This is a genomic window from Streptomyces sp. NPDC059037 (assembly GCF_042740015.1).
Taxonomy (GTDB): Bacteria; Actinomycetota; Actinomycetes; order Streptomycetales; family Streptomycetaceae; genus Streptomyces.
On the sequence record NZ_JBHYIG010000076.1, the window covers coordinates 14,716 to 33,119 of the forward strand.

At 71.2% G+C, this 18,404-nt stretch carries 17 protein-coding genes and 2 pseudogenes; 9 read left to right on the forward strand and 10 right to left on the reverse strand.

The genetic code is table 11. The features are described from left to right. Positions 1–54 precede the first annotated feature (54 nt). The 3 genes and pseudogenes from ACFWY6_RS18000 to ACFWY6_RS18010 all read right to left on the reverse strand — a co-directional run. Positions 55–600, reverse strand: a pseudogene (locus ACFWY6_RS18000) (FTR1 family protein); the annotation flags it as partial. Between the two features lie 86 nt (positions 601–686). Continuing rightward, positions 687–1,313, reverse strand: coding sequence for a hypothetical protein (locus tag ACFWY6_RS18005; RefSeq protein WP_384691026.1), 627 nt, complete (start codon positions 1,311–1,313; stop codon positions 687–689). A 2-nt stretch (positions 1,314–1,315) separates the two neighbouring features. Further along, positions 1,316–1,870 carry a hypothetical protein gene (locus ACFWY6_RS18010; RefSeq protein ID WP_384691028.1) on the reverse strand — a complete coding sequence of 185 codons (555 nt, stop codon included), beginning with the start codon at positions 1,868–1,870 and terminating at the stop codon, positions 1,316–1,318. Positions 1,871–2,133: 263 nt separating this feature from the next. Between ACFWY6_RS18010 and ACFWY6_RS18015 the strand changes: the two genes are divergently transcribed. Beyond that, a complete protein-coding gene (locus ACFWY6_RS18015) occupies positions 2,134–2,292 on the forward strand; it encodes a hypothetical protein (protein ID WP_384691031.1) in 159 nt (52 codons plus the stop codon). Positions 2,293–2,298: 6 nt separating this feature from the next. Here ACFWY6_RS18015 and ACFWY6_RS18020 read toward each other — a convergent pair whose 3' ends face one another. The 3 genes from ACFWY6_RS18020 to ACFWY6_RS18030 all read right to left on the reverse strand — a co-directional run bounded on the left by ACFWY6_RS18020 (position 2,299) and on the right by ACFWY6_RS18030 (position 5,836). Beyond that, entirely contained in the window at positions 2,299–3,819 is a 1,521-nt protein-coding gene (locus ACFWY6_RS18020; RefSeq protein WP_384691034.1) for a PTS transporter subunit EIIC, read from the reverse strand. 56 nt (positions 3,820–3,875) lie between these two features. Next, positions 3,876–4,838, reverse strand: a complete 963-nt coding sequence (gene murQ / locus ACFWY6_RS18025) for an N-acetylmuramic acid 6-phosphate etherase (protein ID WP_384691037.1) — start codon at positions 4,836–4,838, stop codon at positions 3,876–3,878. Positions 4,839–4,912: 74 nt separating this feature from the next. Then, positions 4,913–5,836 carry a MurR/RpiR family transcriptional regulator gene (locus tag ACFWY6_RS18030; protein WP_360776571.1) on the reverse strand — a complete coding sequence of 308 codons (924 nt, stop codon included), beginning with the start codon at positions 5,834–5,836 and terminating at the stop codon, positions 4,913–4,915. 100 nt (positions 5,837–5,936) lie between these two features. On the opposite strand from ACFWY6_RS18030, the gene ACFWY6_RS18035 reads away from it, so the two are divergent. From ACFWY6_RS18035 to ACFWY6_RS18045, 3 genes and pseudogenes are all read left to right on the forward strand, one after another. Then, on the forward strand, positions 5,937–6,308 hold the full coding sequence (locus tag ACFWY6_RS18035; protein WP_361819634.1) for a hypothetical protein: 372 nt from the start codon (positions 5,937–5,939) through the stop codon (positions 6,306–6,308). Beyond that, the gene (locus tag ACFWY6_RS18040; protein ID WP_384691042.1) at positions 6,305–6,571 is read left to right on the forward strand and encodes a DUF4031 domain-containing protein; all 267 of its coding nucleotides are present in this window, start codon (positions 6,305–6,307) and stop codon (positions 6,569–6,571) included. Before ACFWY6_RS18035 ends, ACFWY6_RS18040 begins: the two co-directional genes overlap by 4 nt. 26 nt (positions 6,572–6,597) lie before the next feature. Continuing rightward, positions 6,598–6,747: pseudogene (locus tag ACFWY6_RS18045) on the forward strand (NIPSNAP family protein); the annotation flags it as partial. Between the two features lie 55 nt (positions 6,748–6,802). Here ACFWY6_RS18045 and ACFWY6_RS18050 read toward each other — a convergent pair. Beyond that, a complete protein-coding gene (locus ACFWY6_RS18050) occupies positions 6,803–7,876 on the reverse strand; it encodes a GNAT family N-acetyltransferase (RefSeq protein ID WP_384691045.1) in 1,074 nt (357 codons plus the stop codon). 20 nt (positions 7,877–7,896) lie between these two features. Next, positions 7,897–8,550 (reverse strand): hypothetical protein, encoded by a 654-nt coding sequence (locus ACFWY6_RS18055; protein ID WP_384691048.1) that lies wholly within the window; start codon positions 8,548–8,550, stop codon positions 7,897–7,899. A gap of 131 nt (positions 8,551–8,681) precedes the next feature. Here ACFWY6_RS18055 and ACFWY6_RS18060 point away from each other — a divergent pair, with 131 nt between their 5' ends. Beyond that, positions 8,682–10,091, forward strand: a complete 1,410-nt coding sequence (locus tag ACFWY6_RS18060) for an MFS transporter (protein ID WP_384691051.1) — start codon at positions 8,682–8,684, stop codon at positions 10,089–10,091. A 169-nt stretch (positions 10,092–10,260) separates the two neighbouring features. Next, complete coding sequence (locus ACFWY6_RS18065; protein ID WP_384691054.1) at positions 10,261–10,935, forward strand: maleylpyruvate isomerase family mycothiol-dependent enzyme; 675 nt, start codon at positions 10,261–10,263, stop codon at positions 10,933–10,935. 150 nt (positions 10,936–11,085) lie between these two features. Here the strand turns inward: ACFWY6_RS18065 and ACFWY6_RS18070 are convergent, their stop codons facing one another. Continuing rightward, the gene (locus ACFWY6_RS18070; RefSeq protein WP_384691056.1) at positions 11,086–12,102 is read right to left on the reverse strand and encodes a hypothetical protein; all 1,017 of its coding nucleotides are present in this window, start codon (positions 12,100–12,102) and stop codon (positions 11,086–11,088) included. Between the two features lie 183 nt (positions 12,103–12,285). Between ACFWY6_RS18070 and ACFWY6_RS18075 the strand changes: the two genes are divergently transcribed. The 3 genes from ACFWY6_RS18075 to ACFWY6_RS18085 all read left to right on the forward strand — a co-directional run bounded on the left by ACFWY6_RS18075 (position 12,286) and on the right by ACFWY6_RS18085 (position 16,051). Then, positions 12,286–14,565, forward strand: a complete 2,280-nt coding sequence (locus tag ACFWY6_RS18075; protein WP_384691059.1) for a heavy metal translocating P-type ATPase — start codon at positions 12,286–12,288, stop codon at positions 14,563–14,565. A 155-nt stretch (positions 14,566–14,720) separates the two neighbouring features. Next, complete coding sequence (locus ACFWY6_RS18080) at positions 14,721–15,410, forward strand: copper homeostasis protein CutC (protein WP_384691062.1); 690 nt, start codon at positions 14,721–14,723, stop codon at positions 15,408–15,410. Positions 15,411–15,460: 50 nt separating this feature from the next. Next, positions 15,461–16,051 (forward strand): DUF2165 domain-containing protein, encoded by a 591-nt coding sequence (locus tag ACFWY6_RS18085; RefSeq protein WP_384691065.1) that lies wholly within the window; start codon positions 15,461–15,463, stop codon positions 16,049–16,051. A gap of 7 nt (positions 16,052–16,058) precedes the next feature. Here ACFWY6_RS18085 and ACFWY6_RS18090 read toward each other — a convergent pair whose 3' ends face one another. Beyond that, a complete protein-coding gene (locus ACFWY6_RS18090) occupies positions 16,059–18,107 on the reverse strand; it encodes a HelD family protein (protein WP_384691068.1) in 2,049 nt (682 codons plus the stop codon). Between the last annotated feature and the right edge of the window lie 297 nt (positions 18,108–18,404).

Genomic DNA, 18,404 nt, shown 5'->3' on the forward strand with positions numbered 1-18,404 from the left:
TCCCTCGCCGCTCCCCGGTCGCTTGCGACCCACCTGGAGGATGAGGCGCGGCGGTCAAGGGATGCGTCTGTTACCGATCACGGACAATTCCGGGGGCGTTCGCGGACAACTCGCCGGGGGGGGGGAAGCCGGGCGGAGGAAGAGAGCGAGGACCGGCACGAGGTAGAGCGCCCAGAAGGCGCTCTGCAGCACGCTGGGGTTGGGCTGGAAGTTGAAGATGCCCTTGAGGAGGGTGCCGTACCAGCTGTCCGGCGGGATCGTCGCGCTGATGTCGAACAGGCGGTTGTCCAGGCCGGGCAGGACGCTCGCCTCCTGCAGGTCGTGGATGCCGTATGCGAGGACTCCTGCCGCGACGACGACGAGCAGGGCGCCGGTCCAGGTGAAGAACTTCGCAAGGTTGATCCGCAGGGCGCCCCGGTAGAACAGCCAGCCGAGCATGACGGCGGACCAGACGGACAGTGCGGTCTCCAGGCCTTCGCGGCCGACGGCGAGGAAGGCGGTCGCCACCAGCGCGCCGCTGCCGATGGCCAGGGCCTGGCCCAGCTTTCCGTGCAACGCGGCCCGCAGATGCCGGGCGGTACGGCGCATCCAGAAGACCATCCGAGGCTGGCCTCAAGGCCCTCACGCAGGCCGATGAGGTAGTTGGCGAACATGCGGTCTCCTTGCAGGGCGGGCTCAGGGCGGGCTCAGGACTGGCTGTTGATGAAGCCGATCAGGCTGGCGCCCCACCAGCCGAGCTGGCTGACGGTGGCGACGGCACCCGACCGGACGAGGAGGCCGCGGGGCACCCGCCGGTCCCGGTACCGGTCGAGGTGCTGGCCGAGCCGGTGGGCGTAGAGGCCGTTGACGGTGACGGCCAGGACGAGTCCGAGTTTGATCAGGGTCAGCGGGGAGTTCAGGTCCGGATGCAGGAACAGGCCGGTGGCCGCAAGACCGGCAAGGCCGAGCCAGATCGGGACCTGGAGCGTGCAGGCCGTGTTCAGGATGTCGGCCAGGCGGCGGCGGCCAAGGAGCCACAGGACGGCGAACCAGTCCACGGCGAGCACCGCGCCGAGGCCGACGACGAGGGCCGCGACATGCAGAAAGCGGGCTACGGTCTGCAGCGCCGGATCGGCGTGGACGTGACCGGACATCCAGCAGACGGCGGCCAGGGCGGCGCAGCTCAGGAAACCCGCGGCGGCGAGAACCCAGAGCGGCGTGTGCGCGGCCTCGGTGTGGTCGGGGGTCTGGTCGTCGGCGGCCGCTGACCGCTCCGGCTCCCCGGCATGCGGGGAGAGCGCGGCGACCACGGGTCTGGCGGGGATCGCGGTCACGGTCAGCTCTCGGGCTTCAGCTCGACGTCGGCGAACGTGGCCGTGACGGTCTCGCTCAGCGCGGGCTTCTCGCCGTTGGCGCCGTGCCGCAGGAAGGTCGGCGGCTGCAGTGTGGCGCGCAGGGTGCACTTGCCGGCCGTGGGGATGGAGAAGTTGTTCGCGTAGTGGAAGAACTCGGCGTGGTAGAAGTTCAGCTTCTGGGCCTGAACGACCTTGCCCTTGGCGTCGACGACCTTGAGCTTGATCGGAACGTCCGGCACGATGCGGCCGGTTGTGGCCTCCATCGGAATGATCTCGATGTGATGCGTCTCGTTCTTGGCCGGCTCACGGTTGACCAGCTTCCCGTGCGCGCCGTGCTCGCCCTGGAACCACGGCTCGGCAGCTTCCACGATGTAGCCGATGCGGTACTCCCCGGCCTTGGTCTCCCCGCCCCGCGCCGCGATCTCCGCCTCGAGCACGGTGTGCTGGTGCGCCACACCGGCCGGAGCGGTCTCCTTCGCCTGGCCCTTGGCGGGCTCCTCGGCCAGAAGGAGTGAGGACAGCGAGGACTTAGGCATGGCTGAAATCTTTCGGCCGAGGGTAAGGTAAGGCGAACCTAAGAACTTGCTGTGCGCCCGTCAAGCCGTCTCGCAATATGGACGTTTGTGGCTATATCGGGCGCGCCGAAGAGGATTTCGTTGCAGCGCAGTGAAGTTGAGTGAACGTCACCCGCGACTCGGCCCGAGCATGCGGCGGTGTGAGATTCAGTATCTGGACACTCCAGGGGCCGCCTCACCTAAGCTGCGCGCCGCCCGTCCTCGCGTCACCCCTGGAGCCTGTCGTGACCTCTGCCCTGACCCGCCCCGCCATCCTGCCCCTGCTCGCCGTCGCCCCCCTCGCCCTGCTGACCGCCTGCACCCAGAGCGGCGCCGGTGACGAGGGCAAGTCGAGGGCCATCGCGGTGCGGGCGGCCGACGACGTGACGGACAAGAAGGGGTGAGCTCGGTCAGACCCCTGCCGGTTGCCTCTCCTTGCCGTCGTCGTCCCCGGCGGGCGACGGGGCCATGTCGCCCCGGGCCGCAACCGACTCGCCCGCATCCGCATCCGCATCCGCATCCGCGTTCAGCTCCGTCAGCATCTGCTTGCTGAAGCCGAAGAAGTACGTGGCCAGGAAGCCCACCGCATAGCCGACCAGTAGGCCGCCGCCGTAGATCGCGACTGTCGGGCCCAGGCCCTTGTTGCCGTCGAGGAGGGGGAACAGGGCCCAGCCCGACGGGCCGATCGCCGTGGAGCCGACCTTTTCGCCGATCATCGAGAAGAAGCCGATGAACGCGCCGCCCGCCGCGCCACCCACGCACGCCGTGATGAAGGGGCGGCCGAGGGGGAGCGAGACGCCGTAGATGAGGGGTTCGCCCACTCCCAGGAAGCCTGCGGGGAGCGCCGACTTGATCGTCGTACGGATGGAGGTGTTGTTCTTCAGGCGCTTGAACACCGCGATCGCGCAGCCGACCTGGCCCGCGCCCGCCATCGCCAGGATCGGGAGCAGGACCGTGTAGCCCTGCTGCTCGATCAGGGTGGTGTGGATGGGGATCAGCGCCTGGTGCAGGCCCAGCATCACCAGGGGGAGGAACAGGCCGCCCAGGACCAGGCCCGCGAACGCGCCCGTGTTGTCCAGGAGCCAGTTCGCCGCCGTGCCGATGCCCGTCGACACCTCGCCCGCCAGGAACATCAGGCCGAAGATCGTGACCAGGCCGGAGAGGAGGACCGTGACGGTGGGGGTCACGAGGACGTCCAGGGCCTCCGGGACCCAGCGCCTGCACCATTTTTCGATGTACGTCGCCAGGACTGCCGCGCCGAGTGCGCCGAGCACGCCGCCCTGACCCGGCGACAGCTTCTGGCCGAACGCCTCGATGTTCGCCACACCCGGGAACACGATGATCGCCGCGACCGCGCCGCCCAGGATCGGCGTACCGCCGAACTCCTTCGCCGTGTTGAAGCCTACGAAGACGGCGATCAGCGCCATGAAACCGGAGGCGATGGCCGCCAGCGCCGGGGTGATCGACGGCAGCCACTCCAGGTTGATCAGCAGGCCGTTGATGCCCGCGATGATGCCGCAGCCGATCAGGGCGGGGATGAGGGGTACGAAGATGTTCGCGATGCGGCGCAGGAAGAGCTTGAAGGGGGTCGCGTTCTTGGCCTTCCTCGCTTCCTTGATCGCGGCTCCCTGCGCCGCCAACTCGCCGGCCGTGAGGGTGTGTTCGGCTCGGCCCTCCTCCACCAGTGCCTCGAACTCCGGCGTCACACGCGCGACCGTGCCCGGTCCGAGCACGATCTGGTACGTGTCGTCCTCGACCACGCCCATCACGGCGGGCAGCGCCTTCAAGGCCTCGTCGTCGACCAGTGAGCGGTCGGCGATGCTCAGGCGCAGGCGCGTCATGCAGTGGGCGATGGACGTGACGTTCCGGGCACCGCCGACGAGGGGGAGGATCGCGGCGGCTGTGGCGCGGTTCTTGTTCTCAGGTGCCATGGGGGTGCGGTGCCTTGCTGTGCGTACGGGGTGGCGCTGTTCTCTCAGCGGCGGGGTCAGGTGGTGCGGGTCGTGCGCGCGGTGTCCAGGGCTGTCCTGAGGTGGCCGTCCGAGGACGAGAGCAGGTCCGCGGCCGTGGGGCCGTCGACTCCGCCGAGGATGGTGAGGATGGCGTTCTTCACCTCTCCGTCGGTGGCGGCGAGGGCGGCCTCGATCTCCTCGTCGGTCGCGCCGGTGGCGAGCGAGACGATGCGGCGGGAGCGGGCCCGCAGCTTCTCGTTCGAGGCGCGTACGTCGACCATCAGGTTTCCGTAGGTCTTGCCGAGGCGGATCATCGTGATCGTCGACAGCATGTTGAGGACGAGCTTCTGGGCCGTGCCCGCCTTCAGGCGGGTGGAGCCGGTGAGCAGCTCCGGGCCGACCACCACCTCGATGCCGTGGTCGGCGGCCGCCGCGAGACCGCTGTCCGCGTTGCAGGAGAGGCCGATGGTGAGCGCGCCCCTGGCCCGCGCGTGCTCGACCGCGCCGATCGCGTACGGGGTGCGGCCCGACGCCGAGACGCCGACCACCACGTCGTCCGCGGTGAGGCCGAGCCCGTCCAGGTCCTCGGCGGCGAACTCCTTGCTGTCCTCCGCGCCCTCGACCGCCGTGACCATGGCGCTCGGGCCGCCCGCGATGAGGCCGACGACCTCGCTGGGCGCGGTGTTGAAGGTCGGCGGGCACTCGGAGGCGTCCAGCACGCCGAGCCGGCCCGCCGTCCCCGCGCCCGCGTAGATCAGCCGTCCGCCGCGGGCCATGCGCTCGGCGGTGTCGTCGATGGCGGCGGCGATCGCCGGGAGCTGCTCGGCGACGGCCGCGGGCACGGTGGCGTCCTCGCCGTTCATGATCTTCGCGATCTCCAGCGTGGGCAGCCGGTCGATCTCGGAGAGCTCGGGCCGGAACGCCTCGGTGGTCAGCCTGTCCAGCTGGGCGCGGAGCTCGCCGTAGTTCTCGTCGGTGGCGTCGGTCGTGGAAGTCATGGCGTGCGGCTCTTTCATACGCGGGCGGGGGTGGCGGGTCCGGTACGTGTGCGGGCGCGGCTGCTGCCGCGGGCTCAGCGGCTGCTGCCGCGCGGGCTGTGGCGGTGGGCGAGCGCTTCGTAGGAGGCGGCGAGCGCGGGGGCCGCCGTCTCGTACGTCCGCTGGGCGACGCCCACGAACAGGCAGTCCACGACGAGCAGCTGGCTCGTGCGGGACGACATCGCGGCGGGCCGCAGCTCGCTCTCGCGCGCGGTGGAGGTGGTCAGTATGTGATCCGCGTACTGCGAGACGGGGCTGCCGGGACGCCCGGTGATGGCGATGGTCGTGGCGCCCCGCTCGAAGGCGACCCGCAGCGGCTCGATGACGTCGCCCGTCGACCCCGAGTGCGTGATCGCGATGGCCACGTCCTTGGCCCGCAGGGTGACGGCGTTGGTGACCGCGAGGTGCGGGTCGGAGTGCGCGTGGGCGATGTGGCCGATGCGCAGCAGCTTCTGCGCGAGGTCCTGGGCGACGAGCCCGGATGCGGCGACGCCGTAGATCTCCGCGCGCGGGGCGGTGGCGAGGGCGGCGACGGCGGCGCCGAGCTGCACGGTGTCGAGTCCGGCGGCCGTGTCGGCGAGGGTCTGCTGCTCGTCGTAGGCCAGCTTCGCCACGACGTCCGCGATGGGGTCGTCGACGGCGATGTCCGCGGTGACGGCGGGCGCGCGGCCCGACTGCTGCTGGGCGGCGAGTCCGGCGAGGGCCAGGCGGAGGTCGCGGTAGCCGGGGTAGCCGAGCAGGCGGGCGGTGCGGACCACCGTCGCCTCGCTGGTGCCGGTGAGCTCGGCGAGGCCGGTGACCGTGAGGGCCGCGCAGCCTGCCGGGTCGCCGGCGACGGCTTCGGCGACCCGCTGCATGGAGCGGGTCATGGACGGCGCGAGGGTCCGCACCTTGGCCGCGAGGGCGGCCGGGGCGGGTGGCGCGGCGCCCGCGAAAATTTCCTTCACATCATTGGTCACACCTGAAAGATATTTTCGGAGCGGGGAAGGGTCAAGACCCCCTTGGTCCCGATCTCGGACGGGCCTCCGGCAGGTTGCGCATGGGGTGGACAATGGCTGCATGGACGCGATCGACCCCCTGGAGCAGGCGCTGCACGCCGCCCGCGCACTTGTCATCGCCGACCTCGTGGCCCGCGAGGTCGCGGAGGCGGAGGTTGTTTCGCTGGTCGAGGAGGCGGTGGCGCACCGCCGCTGGTGGGTCGAGCAGTGGCCGGACGGCATCGAGTACGTCGCCGGGCTCGTCGCCCAGGACGTACAGGACGCACTCCTCGAGCGCTACGGCCGCTGGCCGCTGTGCCCGGTCTGCGGCTCGGGCGATCCGCACGCGCTGGACGTGGAACCGGAGTTGGGCCCCGACCCGCACTGGGTGTGCGGCAAGGCGGGCGTCGTCGTGGCCCCGGTGGGCGGCCTGACGGGGACGGGCCCGACGTGACGGTCTATATCGACCCGCCGACCTGGCCGGGCCATGGCCGCTTGTGGTCGCACCTGGTCAGCGACGTCTCGTACGAGGAACTGCACACGTTCGCTGACGCCATCGGCGCCCCTCGCCGGGCCTTCGAGCGCGACCACTACGACCTGCCGTCGCACCGGTACGGGGACGCGGTGCGCGCGGGGGCGGTCGAGATCGGCTCCAAGGAGCTGGTGCGGCGGCTCACGGAGGCGGGGCTGCGCAGGCCCAAAGGCAGACCCGCGTAAGGCGGTTCGAGCCTAGGGTGGGCCGCATGATCACCGTTCATCTGAAGTACGAGATCGATCCCGACCGCATCGACGACTTCGAGGAGTACGGCCGCCGCTGGGTCACCCTGGTCAACCGCTTCGGCGGCGACCACCACGGCTACTTCCTGCCGAGCGAGGGCGACAGCGACATCGCGTAGTGCGGGCCGGTCCCGGACTGGGCCGCCGCTCCGCGCGGGAAGGGTTGAACCGTTACCCGCGACGGACGTAGGCCCGGTTCTCCTCCCGGTCGGAGACCCGGACGTACCCCGCCCGGGTCACCACTCCCTGCGAGGCCGCATTGCCGTGCTCGATGACGGCGAGCAGAGAGGCCACCCCGGGACGGTCCAGCGCCCACGCGGAGAGGGCATCGAGCGACTCGGAGGCGTATCCGTACCCCCGAGCGCCGACCGCGAGGTCGTAGCCGACCTCCACCGTCCCCTCCTCGTCCGGCGGCCCGTGGAACCCCATCCCGCCGACGGCGACCTCGTCCGCCACGCGGACCAGCGCGAACATCCCCCACTCGGGCCGGTGCACCCCGGATCCGTACGCCTTCGTCACCATCTCCGCCGCCGTCCGCGTCCCCTCGAACGGCCCGCCGCCGATCCAGTTCAGACCACCCGTGCCGCCCACGGCGAGATCCGCGGCCGCCGCGGGCCTGACCTCCCGCAGGGCGATCCGTCCTGCGGGAATCTCAAGGGAGTTGTGCCAGCGCCACCCGTCGAGGCGGGGCCGCCCCGGCAGCGTGCCGCGCCCCGTGGCCCAGAGCAGCGTGGGCCACTGCTCCTCGGGCCGGGACGCGGGCGTGACCTGCGGGAAGATCCAGGCGAGCACGGCCTCGCACAGCTCGGCGGGCGGCTCCGCGTCGATGCCGAGCGCCCGCGCGATGTCGTACGTGTGGAGCAGCACCTCCGCGACACCCATCGCCGCGAAGCCCGTCGCGTCGGCCTTGCCGGAGGGATACGGGTGGAAGGCCCGCACGCCGGGCGGCGTCGTCCGGATGACCGCCGAGAGCAGCCCGCCGGTCGACTCGATGACGCTGATCGCGTCGGCGGGGCCCGAGCCCTCGTCGAGGGAGATCTCGAAGGGGACGTACGCGTCGGCCGCCCGGCCCGTCAACTGCCCCGCGTACGCGACGAGATCGCCCGCGATGTGCTCGGCGGTCTGCAGGCAACTCCACTCCAGGCCACCGGCCTTGACGCTCCAGTCGAGCCCCTCCGCCGCACGCAGCACCCGTGCCGCGTGCGCCACGGCCTCGTCCACCTGATCCCCGCCCATGAAAAGCATGCGGCGAGCGTACGGGAGCGTCAGGGGCTGAGCAGCTCCATTTCCGTCGCGAGGTTCGCGCGCGCCGGACCCTCCCACTCCTTCGCCCCGTGCGGCGTACGGAACAGCCTTGGCAGGGCGAGGAGTTGGCGAAGCACCGCCGCCCGGCCCTCGCGGAAGGCGTCGTCGGGGACGAAGGCGTACTCCTCGCGCACGGCGGCGGCGTACGCGGCGTACATGTCCGGGGCGGCGGCCAGGATCGCCAGGTCGGCGTCGCACAGCGTCTCGCCGTTGCGGTCGCCGTCGGCGGGGTCGTGGCCGACGGTGAGCCGGACGAGGCGGGCCACCTCGGCGGTCTTCGCGTCGGTCAACCCGGCCTCGGGCAGGGCGCGTTCGGCGAGGCGGGCCGAGCGTTCCTCGTTGGTCGAGCGCTCGGGCAGATACACCGCGTCGTGGAACCAGGCCGCGAGCCGCACCAGGTCGGGGTCGTCCGCGTGCTCTTCGAGTACGTCGATGTGGTCGAGGACCGCCGCCAGGTGGGCGGTGGTGTGGTACCGGCGCTGCGGCTCGGCCCAGCGGGCGAGCAGGTTGTCGGCGTACTTGTACGGGTCGTAGGTGCACTCGTCCGTGTCCCGCGCCCGCAGCAGCGTCGTGAGCCAGCGCCCGCGCAGCTCGTCGTTCTTGTCGTCGGCCATGGGGCGACCCTAACTCTTGAGTACCCCTAGGGGGTATGTTAATTTCCCAGCGCTAGATACCCCTTGGGGGTATTCAGGTACTCGACTCTTCGCGCTCTTCGCGCTCTTCGGACTCTCAGGAGGGGACCGTCATGTCAACCGCCAATCCCAAGCGCTGGTGGGCGCTCTTCGTGCTCGCCACCGCCCAGTTCATGGTGATCATGGACACCTCGATCATCGGGGTCGCGCTCCCCGAGATGCAGCAGGACCTCGGCTTCTCGCAGGGCGAGCTGCAGTGGGTCTTCAACGCGTACGTCATCGCCTTCGGCGGCCTGCTGCTGCTCGGCGGGCGCCTCTCCGACCTGCTCGGGGCGCGCAAGGTCTTCGTCTCCGGCTGGGTGGTCCTCATCGCGGGATCCGTCCTCGCCGCGGCCGCGCAGACCGCCACCGTCGAGGTCGTCGGGCGCGCCGTGCAGGGCGTCGGCGGCGCACTGATCGCACCCGCCGCGATGACCCTCCTGATGATGCTCTTCGGGCACGACCCGAAGGAGCTCGGCAAGGCGATGGCCCTCTATGGAGCGGCGGCCCCCGCGGGCGGCACCGCCGGAGTCTTCCTCGGCGGTGTCTTCACGGAGTGGCTGAGCTGGCCCTGGGTGTTCATCATTTACGTGCCGATCGGCGTCGCGACCCTCGCGGCGACCCGTCTGCTGCCCGCGGTCGAGGGCAAGCGCGGCTCGGTCGACATCCTCGGCGCGGTCTCCGTCACGGCCGGCCTCGCGCTCGCCGTCTTCGCGGTCGTACGGGCGCCGGAGGCCGGCTGGGGCACCACCTCGACGGTCCTCCAACTGGTCGGCGCCGTGGCCCTGTTGGCACTGTTCTTTGTCATCCAGAAGTCGGTGCGCGAGCCGCTGATGCCGCTCAAGGTGTGGCGCGTCCCGCGGCTCGGTTCCGCCAACCTGGCGATGACACTGCTCGGCGCGGCCTGGATCCCGATGTGGTACTTCCTCAACCTCTACCTCCAGCAGGTCATGGGGTACGGGGCGTTCGCGTCGGGCGCGGCGCTGCTGCCGATGACGGGGCTCCTGATGGTCTTCATGACGGCCATCACGGCGCGGCTGCTCGGCCGCTTCGGGGCCAAGTCGCTGATCGGCACGGGTCTGTTGGTGCTCGCGCTCGGCCTGGTGTGGCTGGCGCAGGTCGGCCCGACCGGCTCGTTCGTGATCGACGTGCTTCCGGCCTCGCTGGTGGCGGCGCTCGGCATGTCCCTCGCGTACATCCCGGCGATGATGGCCGCGATGTCCGGCGCCCCGCAGGAGCAGGCGGGCCTGGCCTCGGGCATCGTCAACACCACGTACCAGGTGGGCTCCGCGCTCGGCCTCGCGGCGCTCACCGCTCTCGCGACGTCGCAGGGGGCGGGGGAGCTGGGCAATCTGCCTGCGCTGACGGACGGATTCAGCGCGGCGTTCGTTGGCGCCGGGGCCATAGCAGCGGTGGGGGGTGTCGTGACGCTGCTGGTGATGCGGGGGGAGTCGGTGGCCGCGAAGGAGAAGGTGAACGCGTAGTGGGGTGACCGTCTGTCGTCGGCTTCGCCGTTACTCGTCCTCAAACGCCGGACGGGCTGGATACTTCCGCCGGACGGGCTGGATACTTCCGCCGGACGGGCTGGATACTCCGGCCCGTCCGTCGCCGTGTCCATTGCCGCGCGCCGCCGTACACGCTTGGCTGGCGGACATGACCACCACGACGAACCGTGACGAGACCTACGACCCCGAGCGCCCGGGGCGGCTCCTGCGCACCGAACGCGACGTACTCATCCCGCTGTTGAGGAAGGCCGACGACTCCGCGTACGAGATCAGGACCTGCTGTCCCGGCTGGACCGTGCGGCACGTGCTCGCGCACTGCAGCTCCGCGCTGATGCGTGTCGTCGAGACCCGCTTCGAGGAGGGCGTGTACAGCCCCGAGAGCAACGAGCGCGACATCGCCGAACGCGCCGACTGGTCCAACTCCCGCATCGTGGACGAGCTGGAGCGCGGGATGACCGAGGCGGGCGGGATCATGGTCAAGGCCAAGGGGCGCCTCGACGGCGTGTCACTGGGGGAGTGGGTGCACGCGGGGGATGTGCGCGCGGCCTGGGGCCTGCCCGGCGCGTACGGCGGCGACGGCCTCGCGGACGCGCTGCCGCTGCTCGCGGAGCACAGCAGGAGGACGTCTGCGCTGCCGCTGCACGCCGACGTCGACGGCTGGGACGAGCCGCTGGCCCTGGGAGTCCCCGACGGCAAGCGCCCGCCGGCCCGCTACATCGGCGACGCCCCGACCCTGATCAGGCTGTACACGGGCCGCCCGCTGACGGGAACCCGCTACGAACTGGCGGGCGCGAAGGAGACAGAGCTGCCGATCTTCGACTGAGGGCGGCGGGACATGCGAAAGCCCCGGCCGGGGAAGGCCGGGGCTTTCGTTTTCGGGGCTGCGCTCCTTCAGGGGGCGCCCCGTAGGGGCGCGGGGAACTGCGCGACAAGCCACAACGAACCCGCAGCGGCCCACAACCCCGCCCCACGCTCAGTGCGCGTGCCCCGAGTCACCCGACTCGGCAGTCTCCCCACCCCCGGCGTCCGCTCCACCGGCGGAGCCCCCCGCATGGACGGTGAAGGCCGCCGTCCGCACCTTCCCCTCATGCTTGAAGTCGAGGAACAGCCGATAGGCCCCCGCACTGGGCGCCGTCGCCTGGAAGGACACGCCGGGCCCCGGCTTGGTGCGGCCATCACCCGGCTCGCCGGTCGGGTGGACGTGGAGGTACGCCAGGTCCCCCGACCGCAGGGCGACCAGATGCCCGTACGACCCGAGGTACGGCTGGAGGTCGGTCACCGGCTTGCCGTTCTTCGACACGTTCAGGGTCAGGCCCGCCGGCTTCCCCGGCTTCAACTCGCCTTTGAGGCCGACCTCGTAGCCGTCCACCGATGCCTTCGTGTCGTGGGCCGGCAGACCCGCGGGGTCGTACTTGCCCGCCACCGCCAGATCCGCCCCCAGCGTCAGGCCCTCCTGCGCGCCCTGGGGCTTGAAGTCGGCGAAGACGCGGTAGCCGCCCGCCTCGGGGAGTTCGACCGGCGTCGACCAGGTGCCGTCCGCCGCGCGGGCCGGGTGCAGATGGCGGTAGGTCGTCAGGTCGCGTGAGGCGACGATGAGGTGCAGCTCCTTGTCGTGTTCCTTCTCGTACGCCGTGACGTTCTTGCCCTTGTCGTCCTTGCCGTTCTTGCCGTCCTTGTCGTTCTTGCCGCTGCCGTCCCTGACGATCGTGAACCGCAGCTGCTCGCGCTTCTCGGCGTCGATGCGGGCGGTCTTCAGGTCCAGCGTGTAGCCGCGCTCGGAGATCTGCAGCCCGCCGGGGACCTCGGCCGCGTGGCCCCCGCCCTGCTTCTTGCCGGCGTCGGCCTCCTCACCGCCGCCGTGGCCGCCGTGCTCGCTCGCGGGCTTCTTCTGCGAGGTCACGGGGTCGACACCCTTCCCCACGCCGTACGCGGTGCCGAACGTCGCGGCGACCGCGGCGGCGAAGGCGGTGATCTTCAGTCCGGTGTTCATGGCGACTCCCGATGGATGACGTAAGCGGGCCGATGCGGGCCGACGCCTCCGAAGATACCCCCTAGGGGTATGAAGTCAAGCGGTGGGTTCCCCTTGCGTTCGGTACCCCCCAGGGGTATACATAGATCTTGTCGGCGGTACCCACCCCGGGTACCCAGCCCACGTCGCGAGGAGCCCGCAGCCATGTCCACCACTCCCGGCACCACCGAGGTGGCCTCCACCGCAGAGGTCGAACTCGCCATCGGTGGCATGACCTGCGCCTCGTGCGCCGCCCGGATCGAGAAGAAGCTCAACCGCATGGACGGCGTCGAGGCGACCGTCAACTACGCCACCGAGAAGGCGAAGGTCAGCTACAACGGCGCGGACGTCGCCGTCCAGGACCTGATCGCGACCGTCGAGGCCACCGGCTACACCGCGCAGGAGCCCGCCCCGGCCCGTACGGAGCAGGGTCCGGCCGATGAAGAGCAGCAGGCCGACGAGGAACTGCGGCCGCTGCGCCAGCGGTTGACCGCCGCGGTCCTGCTCTCCGTACCCGTCATCGCGATGGCGATGGTCCCTGCCCTGCAGTTCGAGTACTGGCAGTGGCTCTCGCTGACCCTCGCGGCGCCGGTCGTGACGTACGCAGCCTGGCCCTTCCACGAGGCCGCCTTCACCAACGCGCGGCACGGCGCGGCCACCATGGACACCCTGATCTCGGTCGGCACGTCGGCGGCCTTCCTCTGGTCGCTGTGGGCGCTGTTCTTCGGTACGGCGGGCACGCCCGGCATGACGCACCCCTTCGAGCTGACCATCGCGCGGAGCGACGGTGCCGGGAACATCTACCTGGAGGCCGCCGCCGGCGTCACCGCCTTCATCCTCGCCGGGCGCTACTTCGAGGCCCGGTCGAAGCGGAAGGCCGGGGCCGCGCTGAAGGCGCTGCTGCAGCTGGGCGCCAAGGACGTCACCGTCATCCGTGACGGCGGGCGCGAAGAGACCATCCCGGTAAGCGACTTGAAGGTCGGCGACCGGTTCCTCGTCCGGCCCGGCGAGAAGATCGCCACCGACGGCAGGGTCGTCGAGGGCGCCTCCGCCGTGGACGCCTCCATGCTCACCGGCGAGTCCGTGCCCGTCGAGGTCGCCACAGGCGACGGCGTCACCGGCGCCACCCTGAACGTCGGCGGCCGCCTGGTCGTCGAGGCCACCCGCGTCGGCGCCGACACCCAGCTCGCCCGGATGGCCAAGCTCGTCGAGGACGCGCAGAACGGCAAGGCCGCCGCCCAGCGCCTCGCCGACAAGATCTCCGCCGTCTTCGTGCCGGTCGTCATCGCCCTGGCCATCGGCACCCTCGGCTTCTGGCTCGGCAACGGCTCCGGCCTGACCGCCGCCTTCACCGCGGCCGTCGCCGTACTGATCATCGCCTGCCCCTGCGCCCTGGGCCTCGCCACGCCGACCGCCCTCATGGTCGGCACCGGGCGCGGCGCCCAGCTCGGCATCCTGATCAAGGGCCCGGAGGTCCTTGAGACCACCCGCAAGGTCGACACGATCGTCCTGGACAAGACCGGCACCGTCACCACCGGCAAGATGACCCTGCTCGCCACGCACACGGCGGACAACGCCACCGAGGACGAAGTCCTGCGCCTGGCAGGCGCGTTGGAGCACTCCTCGGAGCACCCCATCGCGCAGGCCGTCGCCACCGGCGCGGCCGAGCAGGCGGGCGCGCTGCCCACCCCCGAGGACTTCGCGAACGTCGCGGGACTCGGCGTCCAGGGCATCGTCGAGGGCCACGCGGTCCTCGTCGGCCGCACCCAGCTGCTCGCCGAGTGGGCGATCCACCTGCCCGTCGAGCTTGAGCGGGCCAAGGCTCAGGCCGAGGCGGCGGGACGTACGGCCATCGCGGTCGCCTGGGACGGCGAGGCGCGGGCGGTCCTCGAAGTCGCGGACGCGGTCAAGGAGTCGAGCCCCGAGGCGATCAAGCGGCTGCGCGCGCTCGGGCTCACCCCGATCCTCCTGACCGGCGACAACAAGGCCGTCGCGGCGTCGGTGGCCGCGGAGGTCGGCATCGCCCCCGATGACGTGATCGCCGAGGTCATGCCGCAGGACAAGGTCGACGTCGTCAAGCGCCTCCAGGCGGAGGGCCGCAGCGTCGCGATGGTCGGCGACGGCGTGAACGACGCGGCCGCGCTCGCCCAGGCCGACCTGGGCCTGGCGATGGGTACGGGCACGGACGCCGCGATCGAGGCGGGCGACCTGACGCTCGTACGGGGCGACCTGCGGGCGGCGGCCGACGCCATCCGCCTCTCGCGCCGCACCCTCGGCACGATCAAGTCCAACCTCTTCTGGGCCTTCGCCTACAACGTGGGCGCGCTGCCCCTGGCGGCCTCCGGCCTCCTGAACCCGATGATCGCGGGCGCCGCGATGGCCTTCTCCTCGGTCTTCGTGGTCGGCAACAGCCTGCGCCTGAGGGGGTTCAAGCCGCTGAGCTGAGTACGCGTCTTCAAGGCTGAGTACGCGTCCTTAAGATCGCCCCGGTGCGCTTGGGTAGCGCCGGGGCGATCTGCGCGTAGGCTGGGGAATTGGACTAGACCTGTGTTCTACGTTCCTTTCCGCCCCCGAGGCGCCGGACCCGAAGGAAGACATCCATGAGCAAGCGTGCAGTCCTGGAGGTGATCGCCCTCGATGCCGAGGACGCCGTCGCCGCCCAGGCGGGAGGCGCCGACCGCCTCGAGCTGGTCACCGACATGGCCGCGGACGGCCTGACCCCGTCCCGCGAGACCTTTGCCGAGATCCGCGCCGCCGTGGACATCTCCCTGCGCGTGATGCTGCGCCTCGCGGACGGATTCTCCGCAGGCGACGTCGACACGCTCGTACGCCGTGCCCGCGAGCTGCGGGAGGCGGGTGCCGACGAGTTCGTCCTCGGCTTCCTCGACGAGGCGGGCGGTCCCGACCTGGCCGCGGTCGAGACGGTGGTCGGCGCCCTGGACGGCTGCCGCTGGACGTTCCACCGGGCCATCGACCGGGCCGCCGACCGCGACGCCCTGCGCAAGCAGCTCGCGGACCTGCCGGGCCTGGACACCTACCTCACGGCGGGTTCGGCGGCAGGCGTCGACGAGGGCCTGACCACACTCCTCACCGAGGCGGCACGGTCCGGTGAACCCGGTTACGAGCAGCAGATCCTGGTCGGCGGCGGCCTCCGCCTCGACCACCTGCCGCGGCTCAAGGCGGCCGGCGTCGACGCCTTCCACATCGGCGGCGCGTCCCGCCCCGACGGCTGGTCGGCACCGGTCTCCGCGGCGGCCGTCGCCCGGTGGAGGGCCGCGGTCGACGATTGATCGATTCCCCGCGGGGCCGATACAACTGGGATCGAAACGGAGGGGACTTCATGTCGAGACCAGCAGAGAAAACGCGTCCCGCGGAACGAATACTCAGGGCCGGGACGCTGCCCGTCGTCGCGTTGCTGTTCACCGGGACGCTCGCGCTCTACATCGCGCTCGTCGCGTTCGGGAACATCACCGACTTCGACTCCAACCAGCAGTTCGTCCGCCATGTCCTGGCGATGGACACCACGTTCAAGGACGACGACCTGATGTGGCGCGCGGTGGAGTCCACCGCGCTCCAGGACACCGCGTATGTGGTGATCATCGCCTGGGAGACGCTGGCCGCGCTCGTCCTCGGCACGGCGACGGTCCTGTGGGCCAGGGGCCTGCGCAGCCCCGAGGGCCTGCGCCGTGCCCAACGCGCGGGCACCATCGGCCTGTTGATGCTCATCCTGCTGTTCGGGGTGGGCTTCATCGGGATCGGCGGCGAGTGGTTCGCCATGTGGCAGTCGGAGGACTGGAACGGCCTGGACGCGGCCACGCGCATCGTGACGATCACGGGCATCGCGCTGGTGGTGACGCACCTGCCGTCCGCCGTTTCCGCGGCGGACGGTTCCAGGAAGGCGTCCGAGGAGACGTCCGAGAAGGCCGACTGACGGGCCGTCAGGCAAGCTGTGCGGGCAGTCCGGCCGCATGCACGACGATCAGGCCGGACACCGCACGGGTCAGCGCCACGTACAGCCGGCGCAGACCCGTCCGTTCGTCCGGCTCCCCGTCCACCACGGCGGCGGGCTCGTCGAGCACCACATAGTCGTACTCAAGACCCTTGGCCAGGGACGCGGGCACGAGCGTGAGCCGGGCCTCGGCCGTGGTCTCCTGGCCGGGGGAGAGGTACGAGATCCCGGCCGCCGTCAGGGCGTCGGCGAGCGCGGGGACGCGGGCGTCCGCGGCGATGAGGCCGATGGACCCCTCGTGCCGCAGCGAATCGGCACACGCCTCCAGGCACGCCGCGTCGAGCCCCTCGACGTCCACGACGTGCCGCACGGCGAGCGAGCCGGGCGACTCCCGCACCGAGTCGACCGCGGCGAGTCCGGGCGCGATGTCGGGCAGCAGCCGCGACGCGTACGCGATGACATCGCGCGGCACACGGAAACCGGCCGTCAGCTCCTCCACCACGGCGTCACCCTTGCCCAGGTGGGCGAGGGCCTCGGCCCAACTCCGGGTCGCCCAGGGCGTGGTGCCCTGCGCGAGGTCGCCGAGGACGGTGGCGGAACCGGTGGTGCAGCGCCGCCCCACGGCGCGGTACTGCATGGGGGAGAGATCCTGCGCCTCGTCGAGCACGACATGCCCGAGCGAATGCGTACGCGAAACGAGATCGCTCGCCTCATCGATCAACACGGCATCGGCGGCGGACCACTTGGCGCTCTTGACGCTCCGCGCCGGCTTGGCCCACAGGACGGCCTTCTGCTCCTCCTCGCCCAGGATCCCCTCGGCGTGCTCGGCGAGGAAGTCGGCGTCGGAGAGCAGCCGCAGCACGAGCTTCGCGGGATCCACGGGCGGCCAGACGGCCTTCACCGCGGCCTTCACGGCGGCGTTGCGCGCGACGGCGTCCTGTACGCGGTCGTCGGGGGCCTCGCCGGCCTGCTCCATGCGGACGAGGACGGCGTGGGCGATGCGCTGGGGAAGGGCGTCACGAGCGGCCCCGTACCGAATGTCGCGTTCGAGCAACTCCCCCGCGATCTCCTCGATTTCATGGGCGGGCACACGCCACCGCCGGGACCCGCGCACGACGACGAGGGGCTCGGTGGGCATGGTCACGTGCGACCGCACGGCCTTGCGCAGCACCTCGGCCATGCGGGCGTCGCCCTTGACGAGGGCGGCGATGGGGTCATCCGTGCCCCGCACCTCCACATGCGCGACGAGATCGTCGACGGTGGCCTGCCTGACCTCCAACTCCCCGAGGGCGGGCAGGACTTGCTCGATGTAGTGCAGGAAGGAGGCGTTCGGCCCGATGACGAGGGTGCCGGTCCTGGCGAGCCGCTCGCGGTGTGCGTACAGCAGATAGGCGACACGGTGCAGCCCGACGGCGGTCTTCCCGGTCCCGGGCCCGCCCTGGACGCACACGCTTCCGCCAAGACCACTGCGGACGATCTCGTCCTGCTCGGGCTGGATGGTGGCGACGATGTCCCGCATCGGCCCCACGCGCGGCCGCTCGATCTCCTGCTGGAGGAGCTTGCTGGTCTGCTGGTCCTCAGTGGCGTCGCTGAGGTGCTCGTCCTCGTACGCGGTGAGCTCGCCGCCGGTGTAGCCGAAGCGGCGCCGCAGGGCGATGTCCATCGGGTCCTTCTTGGAGGCCCGGTAGAACGGCTGGGAGACCGGCGCGCGCCAGTCGATGACCATCGGATCGCCATCGCCGTCGTGCACATGCCGCCGCCCGATGTAGAACTGCTCGCCCTCGGCGCCTTCCGCCTGCTCGGCGCCGGGGGCGTGCAGATAGTCGAGCCGTCCGAAGAAGAGAGGCGTGTGCGAGAGATCGGCGAGGGACTTGATCCGCTCGTCGATCTGGCTCTGCAGGACGGCGGCGTTCACCCAGTTCGCGGTGACGTCACGGATGTCGAGGGCCTCGGCGTCCTCACGCATGGCGCGGAGCGCTCCGCGGGAGGCGGCGAGGTGGGCCCGTTCGCGGGCCAGGGGGTCGGACTCTGCGGGCATGGAAGCTCTCCGGCGATGCGGGTGCGTGTGCGACAGGGGGGCCGACCGGTTTCCGTCCGGGCGACGGCGGGTGCGCTTCCCGCGGGCAGACCGGGCATCTTATGCGGGGGGCGCGTGGCGGGGCCAATGAATTTCCTCTCGGGGGCGGTTCCGGGGGTGCCCTGTGGCGGGGCGGGCGGGACTTTGTCCGCGGGGGCGTCGTGGCTGATCGCGCAGTTCCCCGGGGGCCCGGGGGGGGCGCCCCCCCCCCGCCACAAATCAAAGTCAAGTGAGAAAAAAAAACCGAAGCGCACCGCA

Bases quoted from the DNA above. Each gene is read 5' to 3' on its own strand.
- ACFWY6_RS18035 (WP_361819634.1), top strand. From the start codon at position 5,937: ATGGACGCGATCGACCCCCTGGAGCAGGCGCTGCACGCCGCCCGCGCA.
- ACFWY6_RS18060 (WP_384691051.1), top strand. From the start codon at position 8,682: ATGTCAACCGCCAATCCCAAGCGCTGGTGGGCGCTCTTCGTGCTCGCC.
- ACFWY6_RS18080 (WP_384691062.1), top strand. From the start codon at position 14,721: ATGAGCAAGCGTGCAGTCCTGGAGGTGATCGCCCTCGATGCCGAGGAC.
- ACFWY6_RS18090 (WP_384691068.1), bottom strand. From the start codon at position 18,107: ATGCCCGCAGAGTCCGACCCCCTGGCCCGCGAACGGGCCCACCTCGCC.
- ACFWY6_RS18050 (WP_384691045.1), bottom strand. From the start codon at position 7,876: ATGCTTTTCATGGGCGGGGATCAGGTGGACGAGGCCGTGGCGCACGCG.
- murQ (WP_384691037.1), bottom strand. From the start codon at position 4,838: ATGACTTCCACGACCGACGCCACCGACGAGAACTACGGCGAGCTCCGC.
- ACFWY6_RS18075 (WP_384691059.1), top strand. From the start codon at position 12,286: ATGTCCACCACTCCCGGCACCACCGAGGTGGCCTCCACCGCAGAGGTC.
- ACFWY6_RS18010 (WP_384691028.1), bottom strand. From the start codon at position 1,870: ATGCCTAAGTCCTCGCTGTCCTCACTCCTTCTGGCCGAGGAGCCCGCC.
- ACFWY6_RS18020 (WP_384691034.1), bottom strand. From the start codon at position 3,819: ATGGCACCTGAGAACAAGAACCGCGCCACAGCCGCCGCGATCCTCCCC.
- ACFWY6_RS18055 (WP_384691048.1), bottom strand. From the start codon at position 8,550: ATGGCCGACGACAAGAACGACGAGCTGCGCGGGCGCTGGCTCACGACG.
- ACFWY6_RS18070 (WP_384691056.1), bottom strand. From the start codon at position 12,102: ATGAACACCGGACTGAAGATCACCGCCTTCGCCGCCGCGGTCGCCGCG.
- ACFWY6_RS18065 (WP_384691054.1), top strand. From the start codon at position 10,261: ATGACCACCACGACGAACCGTGACGAGACCTACGACCCCGAGCGCCCG.
- ACFWY6_RS18085 (WP_384691065.1), top strand. From the start codon at position 15,461: ATGTCGAGACCAGCAGAGAAAACGCGTCCCGCGGAACGAATACTCAGG.